The sequence below is a fragment of the Spirillospora sp. NPDC000708 genome (assembly GCF_040299565.1).
Lineage (GTDB): Bacteria > Actinomycetota > Actinomycetes > Streptosporangiales > Streptosporangiaceae > Spirillospora.
Genome location: NZ_JBEPCJ010000061.1, coordinates 44889 through 67726 on the forward strand (window position 1 = coordinate 44889; position 22838 = coordinate 67726).

Consider the following 22838-nt stretch of genomic DNA (forward strand, 5'->3'; position numbering starts at 1 on the left):
CCCTGTGATGCTGGCGCGCGTACCCGCAGGTTCAGGCGCCGGTCTTCCGCTCGGTGGAAAACACCTCAGGGTGTCCGCGCCAGTGCTGGGCGACGTCCCGCGACAGCGCCCGCGCCGCCGTCGTCAGGGGCGGCAGCAGCCGCCGCAGGTCCGCGCTGCGGGTCCGCGCGACCAGCGACAGCGCGGCCACCACCTCCCCCGTCCCGTCGCGGACGGGCGCGCCGACCGACGAGGCGCCCAGCGTCATCTCGTCGCGGGTCAGCGCGTACCCCGAGCGGCGGACCTGCTCCAGGCAGCGCCGCATCTCGTCCGGATCGGTGATCGTGCGGGCCGCGTACCGCTCCAGCCCCGCGTCGATCACCCGCCTGCGGTACTCCGCCGCCGCGAACGCCAGCAGGACCTTCCCGACGCCGGTGGTGTGCAGCGGCAGCGTCGCGCCGACCTGCGTCACGACCGGCACCGAGCGCGTCCCGCGCAGCCGCTCCACGACCAGGGCGCGGTCATCGCGCAGCACGGCGAGCTGCACGTTGTCGTGGGTCGCCTCGTACAGGTCCTCCATGTGCGGCAGTGCCAGCTCGCGCAGCCCGGTGACGGCGGGGGCCTGGCTGCCGATCCGCCACAGCCGGGTGCCGATGCGGTACGTCCCGTCCGGCACCCGCTCCAGGAACCCGCCCGCGGCCAGCTCCCCGACCAGCCGGTGCCCGGTGGCCAGCGGCAGCTCGGCGCGGCGGCAGATCTCGCTCAGGTTCAGGCGCACGTCGCCCTGGGCGAAGGCGTTCAGGATGGCCATCACCTTGCCCGCCACGCTCACCGGGCGCGCGCGCTCAGCCATGGCCCTCCCGCCGGTCACTCCTGTTCGGCCAGTACCCGCTGGGCGACGGCGAACGCCGAGTTCGCGGCGGGCACTCCACAATAGATCGCGGTCTGCAGCAGGACCTCCTTGATCTCCTCGGGGGTCAGCCCGTTGCGGAGGGCGGCGCGCACGTGCATGGCCAGCTCGTCCAGGTGGCCACCCGCGACCATGGCGGTCAGCGTGATGCAGCTCCGGGTCCTGCGGTCCAGGCCGGGGCGGGTCCAGATCTCGCCCCAGGCGTACCGGGTGATCAGGTCCTGGAAGTCCTCGGTGAAGGCGTCCTTGCGGGCCTCGGCGCGGTCGACGTGCGCGTCGCCGAGCACTTCGCGGCGCGTCCGCATGCCCTCCGCGTGCCGTTCCTCGTCGGTGCCGCGCGCGCTCATCGGGCACCCTGCGGGGGGACGGCCCCCCACCGGTTCGCTTCGCTCATTCTCGTCCCTTCCATGTGCGGTCCAGGTGCGCGGTGATCGCCTCGGTGACGGGCTCGGGGCGTTCGGCGTTGGCGAGGTGCCCGGCGCCGTCGACCACGACGAGCTCGGCACCGGGGATGCCTTCGGCGAGCCGGTCGGCGTGCCCGCGCGGCGGGGTGGGGCCGTCCTCCGCGCCGGCGATCACCAGCGTCGGCGCGGCGATGTTGACGAGCGTCGCGGTGGCGTCGAAGGAGGCGAGCGCGTCGCAGCAGCCCGCGTAGCCCTCCGGGTCGGTCGCGCGGAGCATCGCGACGTACGGGTCCGCGCCGGTGAAACCGGGCGTGAACCAGCGTCCGGCGGCCGTGGCGGCGACCGGCTCCAGGCCTTCGCGGCGGACGAGCTCCGCCCGCTCCCGCCACGGCCCCGGGTCGCCGAAGCGGGGCGAGGTGCAGCACAGGACGAGGCTCCTGACGCGCACCGGGTCGAGAAGCGCGAGGGCGGTGCCGATGGCGCCGCCGAGCGACACCCCGGCGTACGCGGCCCCGGTGATCCTGAGGCGGTCGAGCAGCAGGGCGACCCCGGCGGCGAGGCCCTCGACGGTGTACGGGCCGGGCGGCGAGGGCGCGCCGCCGTGCCCCGGCAGGTCGTAGCGCAGCACCCGCCACCTGCGCGTGAGCGCCGGAAGCTGCGGCAGCCACAGGTCCATCGAGGTGCCGAGCGACGGGCCGAGGACGACGACGGGCGCGTCCGGCGGCCCGTCGAGGCGGTACTGCGGGATGCCGTGGTGCAGGGTTCCCGGATGCGGGGTCATGCGCGGTTCCTCCGGTACGCGTCGAGGGCGCGGTCGGCCAGGGCGGCGGCCGCGCCGGTGCCGGGATCGTCTCCGAGGACGTCCAGCAGGCCGTCGAGGTTCGCGCGCATCCGGTCCGCCGACACCTCCAGGCCGCAGACCAGTTCGGCGGCGGTCTCGGCCGCGCCGCCGGTCAGCCGCAGGCACTCGCGCAGCGGCTGCCATTCGGCGTGCCACTCCCCCGCCGGGCGCTCCAGCGGCGCGGCCTGCGCGGCGAGGACGACCTGCGCGTACGCCGGGACCTGCAGCGCCGCCGAGCGGACGAGGGCCGACAGCGCCGGGTTGCGCTTGTGCGGCATCGACGACGAGCCGCCGCGCCCGGGCCCGGCGGCCTCGGCCACCTCGCCGACCTCGCTCTGCGCGAGCAGCCACACGTCGGTGGCGATCTTGCCGAGGGCGCCGGCGGTCACCGCGAGCGCCGAGGCCAGGTCCGCGACGGGGGTCCGGCGGGTGTGCCACGGCAGGTCCGGCGCGTCCAGGCCGGTCTCCTGCGCGAACGCGGCCACGAGGTCGAACGCCCGGTCGCCGTAGGCGTCCAGCGTGCCGGCGGCGCCGCCGAGCTGGACCGGCAGCGCGACCGCCGCCAGCCGCTCGCGCGCCTCCAGGCAGCCGAGCAGCCAGTTCGCCGCCTTCGCGCCGAACGTGGTGGGCAGCGCCTGCCGGCCGAGCGTGCGCGCCGCCATCGGGGTGTCGCGGTACCGCGCCGCGGTCCCGGCCAGCGCGTCCAGTGCCCGGTCGAGGTGGGCGAGGACGGCGCGCCTGGCCCGGGCCGCGACGAGCATCGCGCCGGTGTCGGCGATGTCCTGGCTGGTGGCGCCCTTGTGGACGTGCTCGCCCGCCGCGCCGGCGAGGCCGCGCAGGTCGGCGACCAGCGGGACGACGGGGTTCCCCGACCCGCGGGCCCGGCGCGCCACGTCCGCCACGTCGATCCCGCCGGACGCGGCGGCCGTGGTGATCGCCTCGGCCGCCGCGGCCGGAATGATCTTCAGGCGGGCCTGGGCCCGGGCCAGCGCCGCCTCGGCGTCCAGCATCGCCGCCAGGTACGCGGCGTCGCTCGTGGCCGCCTCGGCCTCCGTCCCGGCGCGCACGGGCGACAGCAGCCCCGCGTCGGGCGACGGCCCGCCGGGGGGCGGCGACGTCTCAGAAGGCAAGGAAGACCGTCTCCCCCTCGCCCTGCAGCCGCACGTCGAACCGGTACGTCCGGTCGCCCTCCCGCTCGGCGACGAGCGTCCCGCGGCGGTCCGCCGGGACCTCCGCGAGCAGCGGGTCGCCGGCGTGCGCGGCCTCGTCCTCCGGGAAGTAGATCCGGGTCGCGACCGGCTTCAGCAGCCCCCGCGCGAACACCAGGAGCGCGATGTAGGGCGCGCCCGCCCCGACCGCGCCCGGCTTCACCGTGGTGAACCAGAACCCGCCCGCCGGGTCGGTGCCGCACCGCCCGAACCCGGAGAAGTCATGGCCCTCCCGGACGATGCCGCCCGGCCGAGCCGGGATCTCCCCGTTCTCGTCGGCCTGCCAGATCTCCAGCAGCGCGTCCGGCACCGGCTCGCCGGCGCCGTCGAGCACCCGCCCGCGCACGGTGATCGCGTCCGGGCGCCACGCGGGCGCGACCCGCGGGCCGGCCTCGTACGGCAGCGCGTAGCCGTAGAACGGGCCGACGGTCTGCGAAGGCGTGGCCTTCGCCGATGCGCTGTTCGCGGGCACGGTCATCACGCCTCCATCGGGGTGTCGCCCAGCACGATGTCCCACTGGAACCCCAATGCCCACTCCGGCTCGGTGAGATCCATGTCGAACCGCGAGATCAGCTTCTCGCGGTCCTTCTCCTCGGGGATCGACTGGAAGATCGGGTCGAACGGGAACAGCGGGTCGTCCGGGAAGTACATCTGCGTGACGAGCCGCTGGGTGAAGGCGGTGCCGAACACCGAGAAGTGGATGTGCGCCGGCCGCCACGCGTTGTGGTGGTTGCCCCACGGGTAGGCGCCCGGCTTGATCGTGATGAACCGGTAGCGGCCCTCGTCGTCGGTGAGGCACCGTCCCGCGCCGGTGAAGTTCGGGTCCAGCGGCGCGGGGTGGATGTCGCCGAGGTGGTTGTAGCGGCCTGCGGAGTTCGCCTGCCAGACCTCGACGAGCGCGTTCCGCACCGGGCGGCCCGCGCCGTCCAGGACCCGCCCGGTCACGATGATCCGCTGGCCGAGCGGCTCGCCGGAGTGCTGCACGGTCAGGTCGTGGTCCAGCCGTCCGAGCTCCTGGTGGCCGAAGACCGGCGAGGCCAGCTCGACGCTGTCCGGGCCGAGCTTCGGCATGATCAGCTCCTGCGACGGGGCGCGGAGCACCGTGCTCTTGTAGCCCGGATACAGGTACGGGGGATGCGTCATGCGCTCGTTCCTTCCTCGGCGTGCTCCGCCGGTGCCGCCCCGGTCGCGGCGCGGCGGCGCCCACCCCACCGTGATCCCGGCAGGGCCGCCTGCGCCGTCCGCACTGCCTCAACCCTGGCAGCAGCCGGCGACGGCGGCCCACCCGGGTTTCCACTCAACGGAAAATCAGGGCCACCGTCAGCACCGGACACCGGCGGGCTCCCCGGTGGAATCCGGGCACCGACCGCCTTACGCCTCCCCGGGCGGCGGTCAGAGCGTCTCGGGCAGGCCGAACACGGGGAACAGCGACGTGTCGAAGAACGCCGACACCTGCGCCACCCCCTCGCCGGTGATGCCGAGCACCTGGAGCTGGAACGGCCGGTGCACGCCCTCCGCGTCGCGCCGGTACATGCCGAAGGCGGGCTGCCCGTTGGCGGACGCCGGCACCATCCGCAGCTCCCCCGGCTCGGGCCCGCACTGCGCCTTGATGAGCCGGACGATCGTGTCCGCGCCGACGAACCACTGCGGGAACGGCGGCATCTCCCAGACCGCGTCCTTCCTGAACAGCTCCAGCAGCGCGTCCACGTCCGCGTCGTCGAACGCCCTCGCGTACCGTTCGAGCAGGTCGCGCTGGCCCGGGTCGGTGGGCTCGACCAGCTCGTCGCGGAGCGGCGCCGTCTCCTCCAGCTGCGCCCGCGCCCGCTGCAGCGCGCTGTTGACGGCCGCGGTGGAGGTGCCGAGCAGCTCGGCGGCCTCGGCCGCCTTCCACTTCAGGACGTCCCGGAGGATCAGCACGACCCGCTGCTTGGCGGGCAGGTGCTGGAGGGCGGCGACGAAGGCGAGCCGGGTGCTCTCGCGGGCGGCGACGATGGTGGCGGGGTCGGCGGCGTCCGCGCCGAGCACCGCGTCGGGCGCAGGCTCGAGCCACGGCACCTCCGGCGAGGCCACCACGGGGCGCTCCGGCTCATCGCTCGGGGCGCCCAGCCCGGACGGCATCGGCCGGTGGCCGCGCTGGTCGATCGCGGTCAGGCAGACGTTCGTCGCGATCCGGTAGAGCCACGTCCGCAGCGACGACCGCCCCTCGAAGCCGTCGTAGGAGCGCCAGGCCCGCAGGTACGTCTCCTGGACGAGGTCCTCGGCGTCGTGGATGGACCCGAGCATCCGGTAGCAGTGCGCCAGCAGCTCCCGCCGGTACGGGTCGGCCAGCTCCTGAAAGTCCCGGTCCGTCTCTTTGGTGCTGTTCGCCATGGTGGTCATCACCTTCACTGGGGCGGCGTCACTGTGGCGGCGCTCACACGGCCGCCTCACACCCCGACCGTAGGCGACCCCACCGACAGAACAGACGGGTTCCACCGATCCTACGCCCGACCTGCGGATTCACCAGTGCCGACCCGAGGGATCCGCGACCTCACCCGGCCGCGCCCCGAACGCCCGCCAGCAGCCCGGCGAACGCCTCGCGCGTCATCGCGATCACGGGCCCCGCCGCGTCCTTCGAGTCTCGGACGAGCACCCCGGCCCGGCCGCTCGCGACCTCGACGCATTCGGCCTCCCGGCTCGCCGACGCCTTGCGCCAGCGCGGGGCTCCGGCGGAGCCTTCATGAGCGCCGGTGGGCGCGGCCCCATCGGACGGGGAGCCGGACCGCTGGACCAGTGACACCAGAGCCTCCCACCGGCCTCGCCGAGGCCGTTTCGCGTATCGACGGGCGCCGATGCCCGATGCTTACCCAAAGCGACCGACGAGCACTCTCGGTAGCGGCCGCGGATCTTGGCAGGAAGATTTGTACCAGTTCCGGTACCGCCGGGGCCGCCGCAACGGGACTCTTGGCACCGGGATCGACCGCGGCGCGGGCGGCATGCCCTCGCCACCGGGCCGGGGGACGGCCGGCCGTCACGTCCGGTCACGTCCGGTCACGTCATCGAAGCGATGATCTCCTCGATGAAGCGGCCCGTCTCGTCGGGGCGCACGGCCAACTGCCGGAGGTTCTCGTACGCCGCCCGGTAGGCGGTGATCCTCGAGTCCGGATCCATGACGGTGACATCCGTCTGCTCCAGGTAGAGGACGTCGTTCACCCGGGCATCGGCGAACTCGAGAACGGTGAACCCTCCCCCCATGCCGAAGTGGGCGCCCTTGGAGAAGGGGATGACCTCGATCGACACGTAGGGCTTCTCGATCATGGCGAGAAGGTGCCGCAGCTGCCGGGGCATGACGCCGGGGTCGACCTGTCCCCCCACCCTGCGGCGGAGCGCCGCCTCGTCCACCACCATCGACACCTGCGGCGGCTCGCTCTGCGAGAAGATCTCCTCCTGCCGCCGCATCCGCACCTCCACCACGACGTCGCGCTGGTTCGGAGTGGGAACGAACTCGATCGTCACCGCGTTCGCGTACTCCTCCGTCTGCAGAAGCCCGGGCACCAGCAACGGCTGAAAGCTGCGGATGATCGAGGCGCCGTTCTCGTACCCGATGTACCTGAGGTATTCCGGCGCCAGCTCGTTCTTGTAGAGCGCCCACCAGCCGCGCTGCCGGGCGTCGCGGGCGATTTCGGTCAGCTTTGCGACCTGCGCGTCACCGTCCTGAATTCCGTAGTGGCGCAGCAGCGCGTGCAGATCCGTCGTGGAGACGCCGACGGCTCCGCCCTCGATGCGGATCAGTTTCGATGTCGACCAGTCGAGCGCGGCGGCCACCTGCTCCTGGGTCACGCCGTTCTCCTGCCGGAGGCGCTGCAGCTCGCTCGTCAGGATCGCGCGCTGGACCATCGGTCCGGGCCGGGAGGGCACGCCCATGCTCACCCCTCTGCTCGCCCTGGCAAAGCGGCACATCACCGAACGCCGCCGTGCGGGATGTCTCCATTAAAACAGCGATGTGGCAGTTTGCCAGACCCACCGCACCAGGTCGCACTTTGCCACGGGACAAGAGCACTCCGCCTGCTTCCACACCGCCACTCGTCCCGATGCGATCCCGCAACGCGCATGCCGCTCGATTGCCACTTATCGCGGCGACAGGTGGTGAAAAAGATTCTTGCGATCTGCGCCGGGCAATCAGCCGCGAGCAGAGGCCTCTCGGCGGGTCGGCGCATAATTGTGGGCGAAGTCCGACAGCCGCCCGCGGGCCGACGAGAACCACCAGAAGCCCGTAACGACAGTGGCGGGACCCCTGCTGCATCAGGAGCCCCGCACGTGACCGCAGCAGCCATTCCCAGAAAGGCCTCGATCCTCGATGAGGATACGACGCGCGCACGACCGGAAGCCAGTGTCACGGGACGCTTCCGTCGCCCAGGTGCGCTTCATGGGCGGGTGGGCGCCGTGCCCGGCCGTCCCCGCCGACCCGCGGCACTACACCCATCTCCTCGCCGTCGACGTGGTGGGGTTCGGCGCCCCGCATCGGGACGAGGCGATCCAGGAGGAACTCCGCGGCGCGACGTACGCAGTGCTGCGGCGGGCGTTCGAGATGACCTGGCTGCCCTGGGAGGCCTGCCATGTCGAAGACCGGGGCGACGGCGCGCTCGTCGTCCTGCCGCCGGGGATGCCGGGACATCTGCTCCTCGATCCGCTCGCTCATCATCTCGGCGCGATGCTGCGGCACTCGAACCGGTGCAGGAGCGAGGCGTCGCGGCTGCGGCTGCGGGTCGCCGTGTCCGCCGGCCTCGTGCGGCGGGACGCCCACGGCGTGGCCGGCCATGCCTTGGTGCATCTGTTCCGGCTGCTGGAAGCGCCGGCCTTCAAGGAGGCGATCGAGCTGTCCGGTTCGGACGTCGGCCTGATCGTCGGCGACCGGATGTTCGAGGACGTGACCGGCGGCGGCGGATGCGTCGAGCGCGAGCGGTACCGGCCCGTCCACGTGGCCTGCAAGGAGACCAAGGCGACGGCGTGGCTGTGGACGTCGGGTCCCGGCTCCGGGTAGGGGGTCCGGCGGGACCTCCACGAGATCGGCACATCGGGCGCACAGGTCGCACCTTTCCGGGCGGGAGCGTGGGGGCATGCGCGTGAAGATGATCCTGCCCGCCCTGACCGAGGCGTCGTCGCCGTTCTTCAGGCCGATCAAGTACTCGCTCTTCCCGCCGCTCGGGCTCGCCACGCTCGCCGGCTACCTCGACCCGGACGACGACGTGACGCTGACCGACGAGCACGTCCAGAAGGTCGACCTGTCCGACGAGCCCGACCTGGTGGTGATCCAGGTGTACATCACGTCCGCTCGGCGGGCCTACGAGCTGGCGGACCACTACCGCGCGCGGGGCGCGTACGTGTGCCTCGGCGGGCTGCACGTGACGTCGCTGCCGGACGAGGCGGCGGCGCACGCCGACACGATCTTCTGCGGGCCGGGCGAGGACACCTGGCCGCGCTTCCTCGCCGACCTGCGCGCGGGGCGGCCGGCGCCGCGCTACGACTCCTCGGAGCGGACGCTGGCCGGGCTGCCGCCGGTGCGGCGGGACCTCATCGACCGGCGCCGGTACCTCGTGCCGAACTCGATCGTCGTGTCCCGCGGCTGCCCGCACGTCTGCGACTTCTGCTACAAGGAGGCGTTCTTCGAGGGCGGCAAGTCGTTCTACACCCAGACCGTGGACGCGGCGCTAGCCGAGATCGACCGGCTGCCCGGCCGGCATCTGTACTTCCTGGACGACCACCTGTTCGGCAACGCGCGGTTCGCGGGGGCGCTGTTCGACGGGATGCGCGGGATGGGGCGGCTGTGGCAGGCCGCCGGAACGGTCCAGTCGGTGCTGCGGCCGGGGCTGCTGGAGAAGGCCGTGGAGTCGGGGCTGCGGAGCCTGTTCGTGGGGTTCGAGACGGTCAACTCCGGCAACCTGGCCGAGCAGCGCAAGTGGCAGAACATCGACCGGGACTACGGGCAGGTGATCAGGCGCCTGCACGACCACGGCGTCATGGTGAACGGCAGCTTCGTGTTCGGCATGGACCAGGACGACCCGAGCGTGTTCGGGCGGACGGTCGAGTGGGCGGTCGGCCAGGGCATCGAGACCGCGACGTTCCACGTGATGACGCCGTATCCCGGCACGCGGCTGTACGCGCGGATGGAGAAGGCGGGACGGATCCTTCACCGCGATTGGGACCGCTACGACACGCGTACGGTCGTGTTCAAGCCCGCCCGGATGACCGCCACGCAGCTGGAGGACGGGTACTGGCGCGCCTACCGGGACTTCTACCGGTGGCGGAACATCGCGCGGGGCGCCGCGTCGAAGCCGACGCTGCGCGGCAAGGCCCGGCACGCCGCCTACGCGGGCGGGTGGAAGAAGTTCGAGCCGGCGTGGGACGTGGTGATCCGCGCGAAGCGGGCGGGTGCGGCGCTGCCGCTGCTGGAGTCGGTCCTGTCGGGCTTCGGAGCCCGGCCCGCGGGCGCCGGACGGCCCGCGGCGGCACCCGACGACCGGCCCGCGGCGGGGCGCGGCGAGCGGCCCGCGGGCGACACGCCGGTGACGATTGCGGAAACTCCGCTTTCCTGAAGCGGAAACACTTCCGTCGGAACGGGTATGCCTGCACCCTAGAGTGCACATCAGTCCGTTGCCTTCAGGAGGGACCGTGATCGCGAGACCGGAGGGCGGCCCGCGCGTCGTCGTGGGAGTCGATGACTCCTCGGGGGCACGATGCGCGCTCTCCTGGGCGATCGGCGAGGCGCGGCTGCGCCGGCTGCCGCTGCTCGTCGCCCACTCCGCGCCGCTGCCGCCGCACGTCTCGGCGGCGGGCCAGCTCGGCTGCGGGATCACCGACGCGCTGCGCGGGTCGGGCGCCGAGCTCGTCGCCCGGCTGCTGGACGAGGTGAGCGGCGGCCCGCCGGACGGCGTGGAGATGAGCGCGCTGGCGCTGGTCGGGGAGCCGGGGGCGACGCTGGTCCGGCTTGCGGGCGAGGACGACATCCTCGTCGTCGGGCACGGGACGCGGGGGCCGTTCTCGCGGCTGCTGCGGCCATCGGTGCGGCTGCACTGCGCGCGCCGGGCTCGGGCGACGCTGGTGTGCGTGCGGCCGCCGGCGATCGGGACGCTGCCGGACTGCCTGACGCTGCGCGACGAGCCCGAGCACGTGCCCGACCGCTCGCGGTTCCGGTGGCTGGGCCGGGCGCTGCGGCTCGCGCGCTGACCCGGGGCGCGGCCGCCCGGGCCCGCGCCGCATAGGCTGCGGGCATGCGCAAGTACGTGATCATCGGCGCCCAGGGCAGCGGGAAGGGGACGCAGTCGCTGCTGCTGGCGCGCGATCTCGACCTGGTGCACATCGGGGTCGGTGACATCTTCCGCTGGCATGTGCAGAACCACACCAAGCTCGGCGCGCAGGTGCGGCGCGCGATGGCGGCGGGCGAGCTGGTCGGCGACGACCTCGTGGAGGGGGTCGTGCGCGGCAGGCTCGAGCAGCACGACTGGAACTACGGGTTCATCATCGACGGGTTCCCGCGCAGCAGGCGGCAGGCGGAGTTCTTCCTGGAGAGCTACGACATCGACGGGGTGATCCACCTGGACCTGCCGGACGAGGAGGTCCGCCGCCGGGTGCTGGCGCGCAGGCTGTGCTCCGAGTGCGGGATGGACTACAACCTGATCGCGGACCGGCCCACCCAGGAGGGCCGGTGCGACGTGTGCGGCGGCCGGCTCGTCGCCCGGGAGGACGACACCGAGGAGGCCGTGACGGAGCGGCTGCGGCTCTACCGGCGGAAGACCGCCCCGATCCTGGAGCTGTTCGCCCGCAAGGAGTACGTGGTGACGGTGGACGCGCGGCCCGGCATCGACGAGGTGCAGCGGACGCTGCGGAAGAAGCTCGGCCTGCCGGCGCCGCGATGACCCCGGCCCGGCCCCCGGCGCCCCCGCCCGAAGCCGCGCCCTCCCCGGTCGTGGAGCTGGACGACGCCCGGTTCGCGCGGCGCGGCCTCCGGCTGTTCCTGAAGCGCGACGACCTCGTCCACCCGGAGCTTCCGGGCAACAAGTGGCGCAAGCTCCGGCACAACATCGGCCCCGCCCGCGAGCACGGGACGCTGCTGACGTTCGGCGGGGCGTACTCCAACCATCTGCGGGCGACGGCGGCGGCCGGGGACGTCTTCGGGTTCGCGACCGTCGGGGTGGTGCGGGGCGAGGAGCACCTGCCGCTCAACGCCTCGCTGGCGTACGCCGAGAGCCGGGGCATGCGGCTCGCGTACATGGACCGGACGACGTACCGCCGCAAGCACGAACCGGACGTCGTCGCCGCGCTGCGGGAGCGGTGGGGCGACTTCTACCTGCTGCCGGAGGGCGGCAGCAACGCCCTGGCGGTCCGGGGCTGCGCGGAGCTGGGCGCCGAGTCGGCGGGATTCGACGTCGTCTGCTGCCCGTGCGGGACGGGCGGGACGCTGGCGGGCCTGGCGGCCGGGCTGCCGCCGGGCGCGCGCGCCCTCGGCTTCTCCGTCCTTAAGGGCGGTTTCATGGAGGCTGAGGTGGAGCGGCTCCAGCGGGAGACGTACGGAGAGCGGCGCGGGTCGTGGCGCGTCGAGCACGGCTTCCACTTCGGCGGCTACGCCCGGACGTCCCCGGAACTGGACGGTTTCATCGGCGACTTCGCCGCCCGGCACGGGCTGGTCCTCGACCGGGTCTACACCGCGAAGATGATGTTCGGGATCGCCGCGCTGGCCGAACGCGGCGTGTTCCCGGTGGGCACGCGGATCCTCGCGGTCATCACCGGCTGACCGCCCCGGCGTCGCGCTCGCCGGGGCGGTGCCGCAGGGTCGACGCCCGCGCGCCCCCGCCTCAGGCCGAGGGGAGGTCGACCAGCGCCGCCAGGGCCGCGCGGTGGCGGTCGGCGGTGCCGAGCGCGATCGAGTCGGCCTTGGCGCGCTTGAGGAACAGGTGCGAGGAGTTCTCCCAGGTGAACCCGATGCCGCCGTGCATCTGCACGCACTCCTCGGCGGCCTTCAGCGCGACCGCCGAGCAGTGCGCCTGGGCGACCGCGACGGCGACCGGCAGGTCCGCGTCGCCGGAGGCCGCGCAGGACGCGGCGTACCGGGCGACGGCGCGGGCCTGCGTGATGGACGTCCACAGGTCGGCGAGCCGGTGCTTGAGGCCCTGGTAGGAGCCGACGGGACGGCCGAACTGGTACCGGTTCTTGACGTAGGCGACGGTGTCGTCCAGGCACCGCTGGGCGAGCCCCAGCTGCTCGGACGCCAGCATCGCCGCGCCGGTCAGCAGCGCGGCGCGGACCGCGTCGCCGCCCTCCGCGACGCGCCGCGCGGGCGCCCCGGACAGGGCGATGTCGGCCAGGCGCCGGGTCATGTCGAGCGAGGTGACGGCGGTGCGGGCGGCGTCGGCGGCGTCCACCGCGTACAGGCCGTCGGCGGCCGGGACGAGCAGCACGTCGGCGGCGAGGCCGTCGGCGACCCCGGCGATCTCGCCGGTCAGCGTCCCGTCCGCCGCCCGGACGGTCGGGGCGACCTCGCCGGGCGGGGTCGCGAACGGGACGGCGAGCACCGCGATCCTCTCCCCGGCCGCCAGGGACCCGAGCAGCTCCCGCTCCCCCGCCGCCAGCAGCGCCGCCGTCGCGATGACGGAGCTGGCCAGGAACGGGACGGGCGCGACGGCGCGGCCGAGCTCCTCCATCACCACGGCGGTCTCGCGCCAGGTGGCGCCGGCGCCGCCGAGGTCCTCGGGGACGGGCAGCCCGGCGCAGCCGAGCTGGCCGGCGACGGCCCGCCACAGCGCCGCGTCGTACGGCTCGTCCTTCTCGGTGCCGGCGAGGACGGCGGTCCAGGGCGCCTTGTCGTCGAGCAGCTCGCGGACGCCGGCGCGCAGGTCGTTCTCGATCTCGGAGTAGAGGAGGTCGCTCACTTGGGCAGGTCCTTCCACGCCACGTCCTTGTCGACGCGGATCTCACCGGGCAGGCCGAGGACGCGCTCGGCGATGATGTTGCGCAGGATCTCCGAGGTGCCGCCCTCGATGGAGTTGCCCTTGGCGCGCAGGTAGCGGTAGCCGGGCGAGCGGCGGGTGAAGTCGACCTCGGTGGGGCGGCGCATCGTCCAGTCGTCGTAGCGCAGCCCCTCGTCGCCGAGCAGTTCCAGCTCCAGGCCGGAGACCTCCTGGTTGAGCTTGGCGAACGCGAGCTTGGCGCCGGAGCCCTCGGGGCCGGGCTGCCCGGCGGTGAGCTGCTGGCGCAGCCGCTCGCCGGTGAGCCGGGCGGCCTCGGTCTCCACCCAGGCGCGCAGGACCGCGTCGTGCAGGCCGGGGGTGCGCAGCTCGGGCCGGTCGCGCCACAGGGCCGCGACGACGCCGATCATCCCGCTCTCGCGGGGCGTGGCGGCGCCGCCGATCGCGACCCGCTCGTTCATCAGCGTGGTGGTGGAGACCTGCCAGCCCTGGCCGACCTCGCCGAGCCGGTGCTCGTCGGGGATCGCGACGTCGGTGAGAAAGACCTCGTTGAACTCGGCCTCGCCGGTGATCTGCCGCAGCGGCCGGACCTCGACGCCGGGGGCGGTCATGTCGCAGACGAAGTAGGTCATGCCGCGGTGCTTGGGCACGTCCGGGTCGGTGCGGGTGACGAGGATCGCCCAGCGGGCCTCGTGCGCCATCGACGTCCAGACCTTCTGGCCGTTGACGATCCAGCGGTCGCCGTCGCGGACGGCGCGGGTGGCGAGCGCGGCGAGGTCGGAGCCGGCGCCGGGCTCGCTGAACAGCTGGCACCACCGCTCCTCGCCGGTCCACAGCGGGCGCAGGAGGCGGCGCTTCTGCTCCTCGGTGCCGAAGGCGAGGATCGTCGGCGCGGCCATGCCGAGCCCGATGCCGTTGCGCTCGGGGTGGTTGGTGGGCGCGCCCGCCTTCGCGAACCACCGGTCGACGGCGGGCTGCAGGGCGCGGGGGGCGCCGAGCCCGCCGAGCCCCTCGGGGTAGTGGACCCAGGCCAGGCCGGCGTCGAACCGGGCGCGCAGGAACTCCAGCGGCTCGGTGGCGGACGGGTCGTGGGCGGCGAGGAACTCGCCGACGCGCCTGCTCAGCTCGTCGGCGTCGGGCGGTGCAGTGCTCACAGGGCGAACCTCCGCGCGGGGTGCAGGGGTGGCGAACGGGCCACCGCGAACGAACATACCAACCGGTCGGTATGGCCCGTCCACCCTAGGAACCGGCACGGGGGTCGGTCAACCGCCCGCGCGCGACCCGATCGCCCTACGAACCGGCGGCGAACGCGCGGGCGAGGGCCCGGTGGTCGTGGTAGTCGCGCGTCTCGACGATCAGGCCGTCCCGGACGCGCAGCACCTGCACGTTCGAGAAGCGGAACTCATGGCCCGTGGTGGCGACGCGGCCGTCGTAGTCGAACTCGGCGACGATCACCTCCGGATCGTCCGTCTCGTGCACCACCACGTCCCGGGCGCGCAGTTGGAGCGGTCCTTCGGCGGCCCTGCGGAAGTGCTCGCCGATGACCGCGCGGCCCTCCAGGTGCGGCGGCGCCGGCGGGAGCGCGAACGGCTGGTCGACCACCGCGTCCTCGGCGTAGAGGTCCGCCAGCTCGTGCCAGCGGCCGGCGGAGATCCCGGCGCTCAGCCGCGCGAACACCTCGCGCGGCGCGGGGGCGGTCACGCCATCGCCTCCTCGAACGCCTGGTGGTGGGCGTAGTCGCGGGACTCGACGATGCGCCCGTCCCGGACCCGCATGACGAAGACGTTCGGCACCACGAAGTCGCGGCCCGTCTCGGTGTTGCGGCCCGCGTACTCGAACTCGGCGACGATCACCTCCGGGTCGGCGGTCTGGTGGACGACCACGTTGCGGGCCGCCATCTCCACCGGGAGGGTCTCCAACTGGGCGAAGTGCTCGCGCAGCGCATCGCGGCCCTCCAGCCGGGACGCGGGGCGGGCGAACGGGTGCACGACCACCGCGTCCTCGGCGTACAGCTGCGGCAGCCCGTCGGGCCGCCGCGAGGTCACCCCGTCGATCAGCCGCTGGAAGACGGCGCGGGGGGTGGCGAACTCGGACATGACTCTCTCCCGTACAATCGGAGTTTCTGCTCCGCATCCGAAAATATGGAGTCCGCACTCCACTTGTCAACGGGAAGGCCGCGATGACGACCTCGTCCGGGAAGCCGCTGCGCGCCGACGCCCTGCGCAACCGCGCCAAGGTCCTCGCCGCGGCCGAGGACGTGTTCGCCGCGCAGGGCACCTCCGCCTCGACCGAGGAGGTCGCGCGCCGCGCCGGGGTCGGGATCGGGACCGTCTTCCGGCACTTCCCCACCAAGGAGTCGCTGCTGGAGGCCGTGCTCGTCGCGCTGCTGGAGCGGCTGGCCGGCGAGGCGCGGGAGCTGGCGTCGGCCGCCGACCCCGGCGAGGCGTTCTTCGGCTTCTTCGCCCGCGTGGTCTCCCAGGCGGCGACCAAGCAGGCCGTCACCGAGGCGCTGGCCGAGGCGGGCGTCGACGCCCGCGAGGCTACCGGACGCGCCGGACCGGACGTGAAGGACGCGATCGGCGCCCTGCTGGAGCGGGCCCAGCGGGCCGGGGCCGTCCGCGCGGACATCGGCCCGGCCGAGGTCACCGCCCTGCTGGCCGGGATCTCCTTCGCCGCCGGGCGGGCCGGCGGCAGCGACGACGTCCTCCGGATCGCCTTCGACGGCCTGCGCCCGCAGGGCGGCGGGGCGGATCAGGCGGCCGCGCGGAGGTAGTGCGCCCAGTACCCCTGCCACGGGCCGTAGCCCTCGGCGATCCGCTGCAGGTCGGTGTCCGACAGCGGGCGCCCGTAGGCGCGCGACGCGGCACCGCGCAGCGCCTTCTCCAGCGGCGTCTCCTCCATCCGCCCGAGCCCCCGGATGAGGATGAAGTTCGCCGACCAGGCACCCACACCGGGCAGCGACAGCAGGAACTCCTTGACCTCGCCGTAGGGGCCGGTGCGGAGGAACTCCTCGTCCGTCCCGTGCCAGGCGTGCAGCGCGCCGTGCAGGTAGCGGCCCTTGCGCTCGTTGCCGACGAGCTCGGCGATCCGCCCCTCGGACAGGGTGACGAGCTGGTCGACGTCGGGGAACGCCGCGTACTCGGCGCCGTCCACGGTGATCCGGTCGCCGACCTCGTCGCGCAGGGCGTGCTTGCCGCGCGCGGCGGCGGCCCGCGGCGCGCGCTGCGACAGGATCGCCCACACGAGGTTCTCCAGCGGCGTCGGGAACTTCACCTGGTGGTAGCCGTACAGCCGGTCGAGGACGGGCGCGAACGCGGGATCCTCCCGTCCGATCGCGTAGAAGCCGGTGAGGTCGTCGCCGAGGCTGAGGTGGAACGCGATGCGGTCGGCGGCGGCGCTGACGACGTCCTCGGTGAGCGGCTCGGCGGCGTGCAGGGTCGCGCGCACGCCGTCGCCCGCCTGGACGACCCTCGCGGCGACCGTCCGGCCGGCCGCGCGCAGCGCCTTGGTGAGGGTGCCGCCGTCGACCGCCTGCTCGCCGGCGGTGGGCGCGAAACCGCACATGAAGCGGAGCGCGGGCCCCAGGTCGAACGGCGGCGCGGCGGGCAGCTCGACGGTCTCGGTGAACAGGGGCGGGACGGTCATGGCCGGTCCTTCCCGATCAGAGCGGTGGGCGGTGGGCGGTGGCGGGGATACGGGGCGCGGGGACGGCGGCGGCGTCAGGAGGCCAGCTCGGCCGGCAGGTCGTCCCGGTGCAGGACCGTCAGCGAGGTCACCGCGCGGGTCAGGACGACGTACAGCCGGGCCAGCCCGCGCGCCTCGGCGGCGGCGATGGCGGCGGGCTCGGCGACGATCACGTGGTCGTACTCCAGGCCCTTGGCCAGCGTCGCCGGGACGACGAGCAGCCGCGCGGTGCCGTCGGACTCCGGCCCGAGCAGCGAGGCGTCCAGCCCGGCCTCCGCCAGCGCCGCCGCGTGCGCGTCCGCGAGCGCGTCCGGCACGATCAGGCCGATCGAGCCCGCCCGGGCGAGGGCCTCGCGCGCGGCGTCCACCGCCGCGGCCACCACGTCGGGCACGCGCCGCACGTCCAGCGCCCCGGCGCCGGCGCGCAGCGACCGCGGCCTCTCCAGCTCGGGCGCGATGTGCGGGAGCAGCCGCGCGGCGTAGTCGAGGACGGTGCCGGGCACGCGGAAGCCGAGGGTCAGCTCGGTGACCTCGCCGTCCTGCCCGAGATGGGTCAGGACCTCCTTCCAGGACCGCGCCGACCAGGCCGTCGTCCCCTGGGCGAGGTCGCCGAGGACGGTCGCCGACCCGGTGCCGCAGCGGCGGCCGAGGGCGCGCAGCTGCATCGCCGACAGGTCCTGCGCCTCGTCCACGACCAGGTGCCCGAGCGAGGCGGTGCGCTCGATGAGGTCGGCCAGCTCGTCCAGCAGCGCCCGGTCGGCGGCGGTCCACTTCACCGAGCGGTGCGACCGGGCGGGCCTCTCCCACAGCAGGGCCGCCTGCTCCTCGGCGTCGAGGACGCCCTTCGCCGCGGCGCTCAGGAAGGCGGCGTCCGACAGCAGCCGGTAGAGGACCTGCTCGGGCGAGACCTTGGGCCACACCTGGTCGAGCAGCTGCTTGACCGGCCTGCTGCGCGCCACCTGGTCCTGGACGCGGTCGTCCGGGGCCTCGCCGCGCTGCTCCATCCGGACGAGGATCTGGTGCGCGAGCCGCTGCGCGAACGCGGCGCGGCCGCTGCCGTAGCGGGTGGTGCCGCGCAGCGCGGCCGCGATCTCCCGGACCTCGTGGTCGGCCAGCCGGTAGCGGGCGACGCCGCGGGTGACGACGAGGCCCTCCTCCGGCTTGCGGACGTGCAGCCACAGCGCCCTGCGCAGCACGTCGGCCATCCGCGCCTCGCCCTTGGCGGCCGACACCGCCGCGGGCTCCTCCCCCAGCGGCTCGCCGAGCAGGTCGTCGATGGTGGCCTGCTCGACCCGGACCTCGCCGAGCGCGGGCAGCACCGCCGCGATGTAGGCGAGGAACGCGCGGTTCGGGCCGACGATCAGCACCCCGGACCGCGACAGCCGCTCGCGGTGGGTGAACAGCAGGTAGGCGGCGCGGTGCAGGCCCACCGCGGTCTTCCCGGTGCCGGGGGCGCCCTGCACGCAGACGGTGCGGGGCAGGTCGGCGCGGACGATCACGTCCTGCTCCGGCTGGATGGTCGCGACGATGTCGCGCATCGGACCGGTGCGGGGGCGCTCGATCTCCTCGGTCAGGATCCGGGACGGGCCGGGCTCCGCGCCGCCGTCGAGGGGCTCGTCCTCGAAGGCGGTCAGCTCGCCGCCCTGGAAGCCGAAGCGGCGCCGCAGCCGCCAGCCCATCGGCTCGGCCGGGCCCGCCTGGTAGAACGCCCGCGACACCGGGGCGCGCCAGTCCAGGACCAGCGGGCGGCCCTCGTCGCCGTCGTGGACGTGCCGCCGCCCGACGTACATGACGGCGGGCAGGTCGGGGCCGTCGTCGCCGTCGCGGTCCATGCGCCCGAAGAACAGCGGGGTGTCGGGGTGGTCGGCGAGCGCCGCGACCCGCTGGTCGAGCAGCGACTCCAGGAACTGCTTGGACACCCAGTCGGCGGCGACGTCGGCGGACAGGCCTTCCGCGTGCTCGCGCATCCGGCGCAGCGCGGCGCGGGACTCGGCCAGGTGGGCGCGCTCGGCGGCGAGGATCGACGGTTCGGCGGGCATGCCGGAGGACCTCCTGGAGGCGAGGGGTGGACGCGGGGCGGCGAAACTCACCACCTTACCGGCCTGGAACGGCTCGTGCGGCACCATTTCGACGCCGGCGGCGGGGCGTCCGGGAGAGGGTGCTATACAGCACTTGTAGGTATAAATGATCAGTCCTCCTGCCCTCCGCTGCTCTCGCTCCCGCCGGTCAGGAGCGTCCGCGGTCCCCTCGGGAAGGAGCCCCATGAAACTGAAGGTCCACGAAGCCGGCGGCGGCGACAGGACCGCCGTGCTGATCCACGGCGTCATGGCGTCCGCCGGCACCTGGTGCCGCGTCGCGCCGCTGCTCGCCGCGCGCGGCTACCGGGTCCTCATGCCGGACCTGCGCGGCCACGGGGAGAGCGCGCACGCCGCCGAGTACTCCCCCGAGCTGTTCGCCGCCGACCTGGTGGAGTCCCTTCCCACCGGCGCGGACGTCGCGATCGGGCACTCTCTCGGCGCGCTGTCGCTCTCCCTGGCCGCCGCGGACCTGCGTCCCGCCAAGGCCGTCTACAGCGACCCGGCGTGGCGGATCGGCGGCGAGCCGGGCGCGGACCACGACGGGTTCGCCGCCTTCACCAAGCGGGCCACGGCGGAGCGGCTCCGGAAGATGTGCCCGAAGTGGGCGGACGAGGACATCGCCGCCGAGCTGGACGGGTACGCGCGATGGGACGTCCGCGCGGCCGGGTGGCTGCGCGAGGCGATCGACCTCGTCCCGGACCGGCCCGTCGTGCCGTCGCTGGTGCAGGCCGCGGGCGACCGGCGGCTGGTGCCGGACGACCTCGCCGCCGGCCTGCGCGCGAAGGGCTTCACGGTCACGCGGGTCGAGGGCACCGGCCACTGCGTGCACCGCGACGACCTCAACGGCTTCATGGCGTCGCTGGAGGGCTGGATCTGAGCGGCCGCCCCGCCGCCGTGCTCTTCGGCCGCGGGACGGCGGTGCGCCTTGCCGCGCGGCGCGGCCGTGTGTGACGTTGGCGGCATGGTGAGTCTGACGGGAAAGTCGGCGTTGGTCACGGGCGCGTCGTCCGGCATCGGCGCGGTCGTCGCGGAGGCGCTGGCCGAGGCGGGCGCGCGGGTCGGGCTGGTCGCGCGGCGCGAGGAACTGCTGGAGAAGACGCTCGCCCGCTGCCGCGAGCACTCCCCCGGCTCGGCGATGTGGGTCGCCGACCTCTCCGACCCGGACGCGGCCGCCGGGCTCGCGGCCGCCGCGGAGGCCGAGCTCGGCGGCGTGGACGTCCTGGTCAACAACGCGGCGATGCCGAAGCGGCGGCGCGTGCAGGACATGGCGCCCGCCGAGAACGACGACGTGATGCGGCTGAACTACCTGTCGCCGGTGCGGCTGACGCTCGCGCTGCTGCCCGGGATGATCGAGCGGGGGCACGGGCACCTGGTCGCGATCGGGTCCGTCGCGGCGCGGCTCGGCCCGCCGCATGAGGCCGCGTACGGCGCGTCCAAGGCGGCGCTGACCGCGTTCTGGGAGAGCATGGCCGTCGACCTGGACGGGACGGGCGTGCAGGCGCACATCGTCCAGCCGGCGCTGATCGACACCGACCTGTTCACCCTGCCGGGCAACGAGCCGCCGCTCAGCGACCTGTCCGACGCGCTGCCGCCGCGGGAGGTCGCCGCGGCGGTGCTGGAGGTCATCGAGAACGGGCGGTTCGAGCGGTACGTGCCCGACTGGTTCGCCGAGATGGCGTCGGGCAAGGCCGCGGACGTCGAGGGGTTCCTCGCGGGCGTGAAGGAGTGGACCCGCGACCGGCTCCAGGCGCTCGGCGCCGAGCCGGCCTGACCCGGCGTCACTGCAGGAAGCGCAGGGCGAGCCCGGTCAGCGGGCCGCGGTCGCCGTCGTCGGCGCGCTGCAGGACGCGCTGCGAGCCGTTCAGGACGAGCGCGCGCAGCGGGCCCGGCGGCAGCGGCACGGGCCGCTTCGCGGCCATCGGCAGGTCGAGCAGTTCACCGTCGCGGTCGAGCAGCAGGTCGCGGGCGATCTTCGCGGTCAGGTGGCTCGGGCCGACGCCGTGGCCGGCGTACCCGAGCGCGTAGACGACGCGCCGCCCGCGGCCGAGCCGCCCGGCGTGCGCGAAGCAGTTGACGGTGCCGGCGACGGGACCGCACCAGCCGCGGTCGATCCGCACGTCGTCCAGCTGCGGGAACGTCCAGCGGAACGTCTCCTCCAGCCGCCGGAACACCTGCGGCGACCGGTCCTGGCGCGGGTCGGGGCCGCCGGGCGCGAACGGCGCGTCGCGGCCGCCCCACAGGATCCGGCCGTCGGGGGTCGGCCGGTGGAAGTGCGGCATGATCCGCTTGTCCTCGACGCCCGCGCCGCCCTCCCAGCCGGCGCGCTTCCACTGCTCGCCGGTGAGCGGCTCGGTGACGACGATCGAGGCGACGATGGTGAACAGCCAGCGCCGCAGCGCGGGCACCGCGTGCGCGTAGGCGTTGGTGGCGAGCAGCGCCCGGTCCGCCCGGACGTCGCCGCCGGGGGTGCGGGCCAGGACGTGCGTGCCGGGCAGGGCGAGGCTGTGGACGGGCGTCGACTCGAAGACCCGCACGCCGAGGCGGACGGCGGCGTCGCGCAGGCCGCGGGTGAGCGCGGCGGGGTCCACCAGCAGCGCGTCCTCCTCGAAGTGCCCGCACCGGATCCGGTCGCTGGCGACGAGGGCGCGGCATTCGGTGCCGCTGAGGTAGCGCAGGTCGTCGAGGCCGAGCCGCTGGGACGCCTCGAGGTCCTGGCGGATCCGCTCGTCCTGCTCGGGCCCGTTCGAGACCGTCAGCAGGCCGGGGCGGGTCAGGTCGGCGTCGATGCCCTCGTCGCGGACGAACGCGGCGATCTCGCGCAGCGTGCTCCGCATCGCCAGCCGGGTGGCGCGCGCACGCGCCGGGCCGACCTTGCGGGCCAGGTCGTGGAGGTTGCGGCCCACCATCGTCATCGCGAAGCCGCCGTTGCGGCCCGACGCGCCGTACCCCGCGACGCGCTGCTCCAGCACGGCGACGTCCACGGACGGGTCGGCGTGCTTGACGTGGATCGCGGTCCACAGTCCGGTGAAGCCGCCGCCCACGATGGCGACGTCCACGTCCAGGTCGCCGTCGAGCGGCGGCGCCGGCTCGTAGGGGTTGCGGGACAGCCACAGGCTCCGCGTCCTCCAGTCCGCCATAACGCCCTCCGCGCCGTCGCCAGCACGCGCACGCGTTGCTCGCGAGCACCCGTTGCCCGCGCGCGCACGCCTCAGTAGGGTGATGATCCGTCAGTGATCCACATCACACAAGGCCCGCGATGGCACAAGGCCCGCGATGCGGACCGCCGGGCACCGGACCGGCCGGGAGGCGCCGATGTCGACCGCTCAGGGACTGCGGGTCGCGGACGTCACCGTGCGGGTCGGCGGGGTCACCGCCGTCCGGGGCGCCGCGCTGACGGTCCCGCCCGGCACGGTCGCCGGGCTCGTCGGGCCGGACGGCGCGGGCCGGGCGACGCTGTGCGACGTCATCGCCGGGCTGCGCCGGCCCGCCGAGGGCACCGTCCACCTGGGCGACGCCGACCTGACGGGCAGCGCCGCGCGGGAGCGCGCGCGGCGCGGGATCGCCCGGACGTCCCGGGAGCCGGCCCGGTGGCGGTCGCGGACCGTCCGCGAGAGCGTCCGGGCCGCGGCGCGCAGGCATGCGGCCCTGTGCGACCACGGCGGCCGGACCGCGCGGGACCGCTGGGCGCGCCGTGGCCGCGCGCGCGGCGGGGCGCGCGACCGCGCCGACGGGCTGCTGGCCCGGGTGGGGATGGGCGAGTTCGGAGACCTGCCGGAGCGGGTCGTGCCGCCGGGAG

General features: G+C 74.5%; 25 protein-coding genes. 9 read left to right on the forward strand and 16 right to left on the reverse strand.

Annotated elements, in window-relative coordinates; translation table 11 throughout:
• Positions 1–31: 31 nt before the first annotated feature.
• The 9 genes from ABT299_RS34245 to ABT299_RS34285 all read right to left on the reverse strand — a co-directional run bounded on the left by ABT299_RS34245 (position 32) and on the right by ABT299_RS34285 (position 7245).
• Complete coding sequence (locus ABT299_RS34245; RefSeq protein ID WP_190865728.1) at positions 32–832, reverse strand: IclR family transcriptional regulator; 801 nt, start codon at positions 830–832, stop codon at positions 32–34.
• Between the two features lie 14 nt (positions 833–846).
• Entirely contained in the window at positions 847–1236 is a 390-nt protein-coding gene (gene pcaC, locus ABT299_RS34250; RefSeq protein WP_500253251.1) for a 4-carboxymuconolactone decarboxylase, read from the reverse strand.
• A gap of 43 nt (positions 1237–1279) precedes the next feature.
• Entirely contained in the window at positions 1280–2074 is a 795-nt protein-coding gene (pcaD, locus tag ABT299_RS34255; protein WP_500253252.1) for a 3-oxoadipate enol-lactonase, read from the reverse strand.
• On the reverse strand, positions 2071–3264 hold the full coding sequence (pcaB, locus tag ABT299_RS34260; RefSeq protein ID WP_500253253.1) for a 3-carboxy-cis,cis-muconate cycloisomerase: 1194 nt from the start codon (positions 3262–3264) through the stop codon (positions 2071–2073). The genes pcaD and pcaB overlap by 4 nt, the downstream gene beginning before the upstream one ends.
• On the reverse strand, positions 3254–3820 hold the full coding sequence (pcaG, locus tag ABT299_RS34265) for a protocatechuate 3,4-dioxygenase subunit alpha (protein WP_500253254.1): 567 nt from the start codon (positions 3818–3820) through the stop codon (positions 3254–3256). Before pcaG ends, pcaB begins: the two co-directional genes overlap by 11 nt.
• On the reverse strand, positions 3820–4485 hold the full coding sequence (pcaH, locus tag ABT299_RS34270) for a protocatechuate 3,4-dioxygenase subunit beta (protein ID WP_387026272.1): 666 nt from the start codon (positions 4483–4485) through the stop codon (positions 3820–3822). The genes pcaG and pcaH overlap by 1 nt, the downstream gene beginning before the upstream one ends.
• A gap of 249 nt (positions 4486–4734) precedes the next feature.
• On the reverse strand, positions 4735–5721 hold the full coding sequence (locus ABT299_RS34275; protein ID WP_190865735.1) for a sigma-70 family RNA polymerase sigma factor: 987 nt from the start codon (positions 5719–5721) through the stop codon (positions 4735–4737).
• A gap of 151 nt (positions 5722–5872) precedes the next feature.
• A complete protein-coding gene (locus tag ABT299_RS34280; protein WP_433135689.1) occupies positions 5873–6121 on the reverse strand; it encodes a DUF397 domain-containing protein in 249 nt (82 codons plus the stop codon).
• Positions 6122–6372: 251 nt separating this feature from the next.
• A complete protein-coding gene (locus tag ABT299_RS34285; RefSeq protein ID WP_387026276.1) occupies positions 6373–7245 on the reverse strand; it encodes a helix-turn-helix domain-containing protein in 873 nt (290 codons plus the stop codon).
• Between the two features lie 502 nt (positions 7246–7747).
• Between ABT299_RS34285 and ABT299_RS34290 the strand changes: the two genes are divergently transcribed.
• From ABT299_RS34290 to ABT299_RS34310, 5 genes are all read left to right on the forward strand, one after another.
• Positions 7748–8362: a hypothetical protein gene (locus ABT299_RS34290; RefSeq protein ID WP_387026277.1), complete on the forward strand. Its 615-nt coding sequence runs from the start codon at positions 7748–7750 to the stop codon at positions 8360–8362.
• A gap of 76 nt (positions 8363–8438) precedes the next feature.
• The gene (locus tag ABT299_RS34295) at positions 8439–9914 is read left to right on the forward strand and encodes a B12-binding domain-containing radical SAM protein (RefSeq protein ID WP_500253255.1); all 1476 of its coding nucleotides are present in this window, start codon (positions 8439–8441) and stop codon (positions 9912–9914) included.
• Between the two features lie 76 nt (positions 9915–9990).
• A complete protein-coding gene (locus ABT299_RS34300) occupies positions 9991–10545 on the forward strand; it encodes a universal stress protein (RefSeq protein WP_190865739.1) in 555 nt (184 codons plus the stop codon).
• 44 nt (positions 10546–10589) lie between these two features.
• Positions 10590–11234, forward strand: a complete 645-nt coding sequence (locus ABT299_RS34305; RefSeq protein WP_190865741.1) for an adenylate kinase family protein — start codon at positions 10590–10592, stop codon at positions 11232–11234.
• The gene (locus tag ABT299_RS34310) at positions 11231–12109 is read left to right on the forward strand and encodes a 1-aminocyclopropane-1-carboxylate deaminase/D-cysteine desulfhydrase (RefSeq protein ID WP_500253256.1); all 879 of its coding nucleotides are present in this window, start codon (positions 11231–11233) and stop codon (positions 12107–12109) included. The genes ABT299_RS34305 and ABT299_RS34310 overlap by 4 nt, the downstream gene beginning before the upstream one ends.
• A gap of 61 nt (positions 12110–12170) precedes the next feature.
• Here the strand turns inward: ABT299_RS34310 and ABT299_RS34315 are convergent, their stop codons facing one another.
• The 4 genes from ABT299_RS34315 to ABT299_RS34330 all read right to left on the reverse strand — a co-directional run bounded on the left by ABT299_RS34315 (position 12171) and on the right by ABT299_RS34330 (position 15376).
• On the reverse strand, positions 12171–13244 hold the full coding sequence (locus ABT299_RS34315) for an acyl-CoA dehydrogenase family protein (RefSeq protein WP_500253257.1): 1074 nt from the start codon (positions 13242–13244) through the stop codon (positions 12171–12173).
• Positions 13241–14434 (reverse strand): acyl-CoA dehydrogenase family protein, encoded by a 1194-nt coding sequence (locus tag ABT299_RS34320; RefSeq protein ID WP_347257034.1) that lies wholly within the window; start codon positions 14432–14434, stop codon positions 13241–13243. Before ABT299_RS34320 ends, ABT299_RS34315 begins: the two co-directional genes overlap by 4 nt.
• 136 nt (positions 14435–14570) lie before the next feature.
• On the reverse strand, positions 14571–14981 hold the full coding sequence (locus tag ABT299_RS34325; protein ID WP_387026286.1) for a nuclear transport factor 2 family protein: 411 nt from the start codon (positions 14979–14981) through the stop codon (positions 14571–14573).
• A complete protein-coding gene (locus ABT299_RS34330; protein ID WP_500253258.1) occupies positions 14978–15376 on the reverse strand; it encodes a nuclear transport factor 2 family protein in 399 nt (132 codons plus the stop codon). The genes ABT299_RS34325 and ABT299_RS34330 overlap by 4 nt, the downstream gene beginning before the upstream one ends.
• 83 nt (positions 15377–15459) lie before the next feature.
• Here ABT299_RS34330 and ABT299_RS34335 point away from each other — a divergent pair, with 83 nt between their 5' ends.
• Positions 15460–16053 (forward strand): TetR/AcrR family transcriptional regulator, encoded by a 594-nt coding sequence (locus ABT299_RS34335; RefSeq protein ID WP_500253259.1) that lies wholly within the window; start codon positions 15460–15462, stop codon positions 16051–16053.
• On the opposite strand, the gene ABT299_RS34340 is transcribed toward ABT299_RS34335, so the two are convergent.
• Both ABT299_RS34340 and ABT299_RS34345 read right to left on the reverse strand, forming a co-directional pair.
• Complete coding sequence (locus ABT299_RS34340) at positions 16032–16925, reverse strand: DNA-3-methyladenine glycosylase family protein (protein ID WP_500253260.1); 894 nt, start codon at positions 16923–16925, stop codon at positions 16032–16034. The two genes, ABT299_RS34335 and ABT299_RS34340, sit on opposite strands and share 22 nt — an antisense overlap.
• A gap of 74 nt (positions 16926–16999) precedes the next feature.
• A complete protein-coding gene (locus ABT299_RS34345; RefSeq protein WP_387026291.1) occupies positions 17000–19003 on the reverse strand; it encodes a HelD family protein in 2004 nt (667 codons plus the stop codon).
• Positions 19004–19226: 223 nt separating this feature from the next.
• Here ABT299_RS34345 and ABT299_RS34350 point away from each other — a divergent pair, with 223 nt between their 5' ends.
• Both ABT299_RS34350 and ABT299_RS34355 read left to right on the forward strand, forming a co-directional pair.
• Positions 19227–19919, forward strand: coding sequence for an alpha/beta fold hydrolase (locus ABT299_RS34350; protein ID WP_500253261.1), 693 nt, complete (start codon positions 19227–19229; stop codon positions 19917–19919).
• 84 nt (positions 19920–20003) lie between these two features.
• Positions 20004–20813, forward strand: coding sequence for an SDR family NAD(P)-dependent oxidoreductase (locus ABT299_RS34355; protein WP_433135703.1), 810 nt, complete (start codon positions 20004–20006; stop codon positions 20811–20813).
• Positions 20814–20820: 7 nt separating this feature from the next.
• Here ABT299_RS34355 and ABT299_RS34360 read toward each other — a convergent pair whose 3' ends face one another.
• The gene (locus tag ABT299_RS34360; protein ID WP_500253262.1) at positions 20821–22179 is read right to left on the reverse strand and encodes an NAD(P)/FAD-dependent oxidoreductase; all 1359 of its coding nucleotides are present in this window, start codon (positions 22177–22179) and stop codon (positions 20821–20823) included.
• A gap of 175 nt (positions 22180–22354) precedes the next feature.
• Between ABT299_RS34360 and ABT299_RS34365 the strand changes: the two genes are divergently transcribed.
• A partial coding sequence (locus ABT299_RS34365) for an ATP-binding cassette domain-containing protein (protein WP_500253263.1) occupies positions 22355–22838 on the forward strand: 484 nt, incomplete at its 3' end.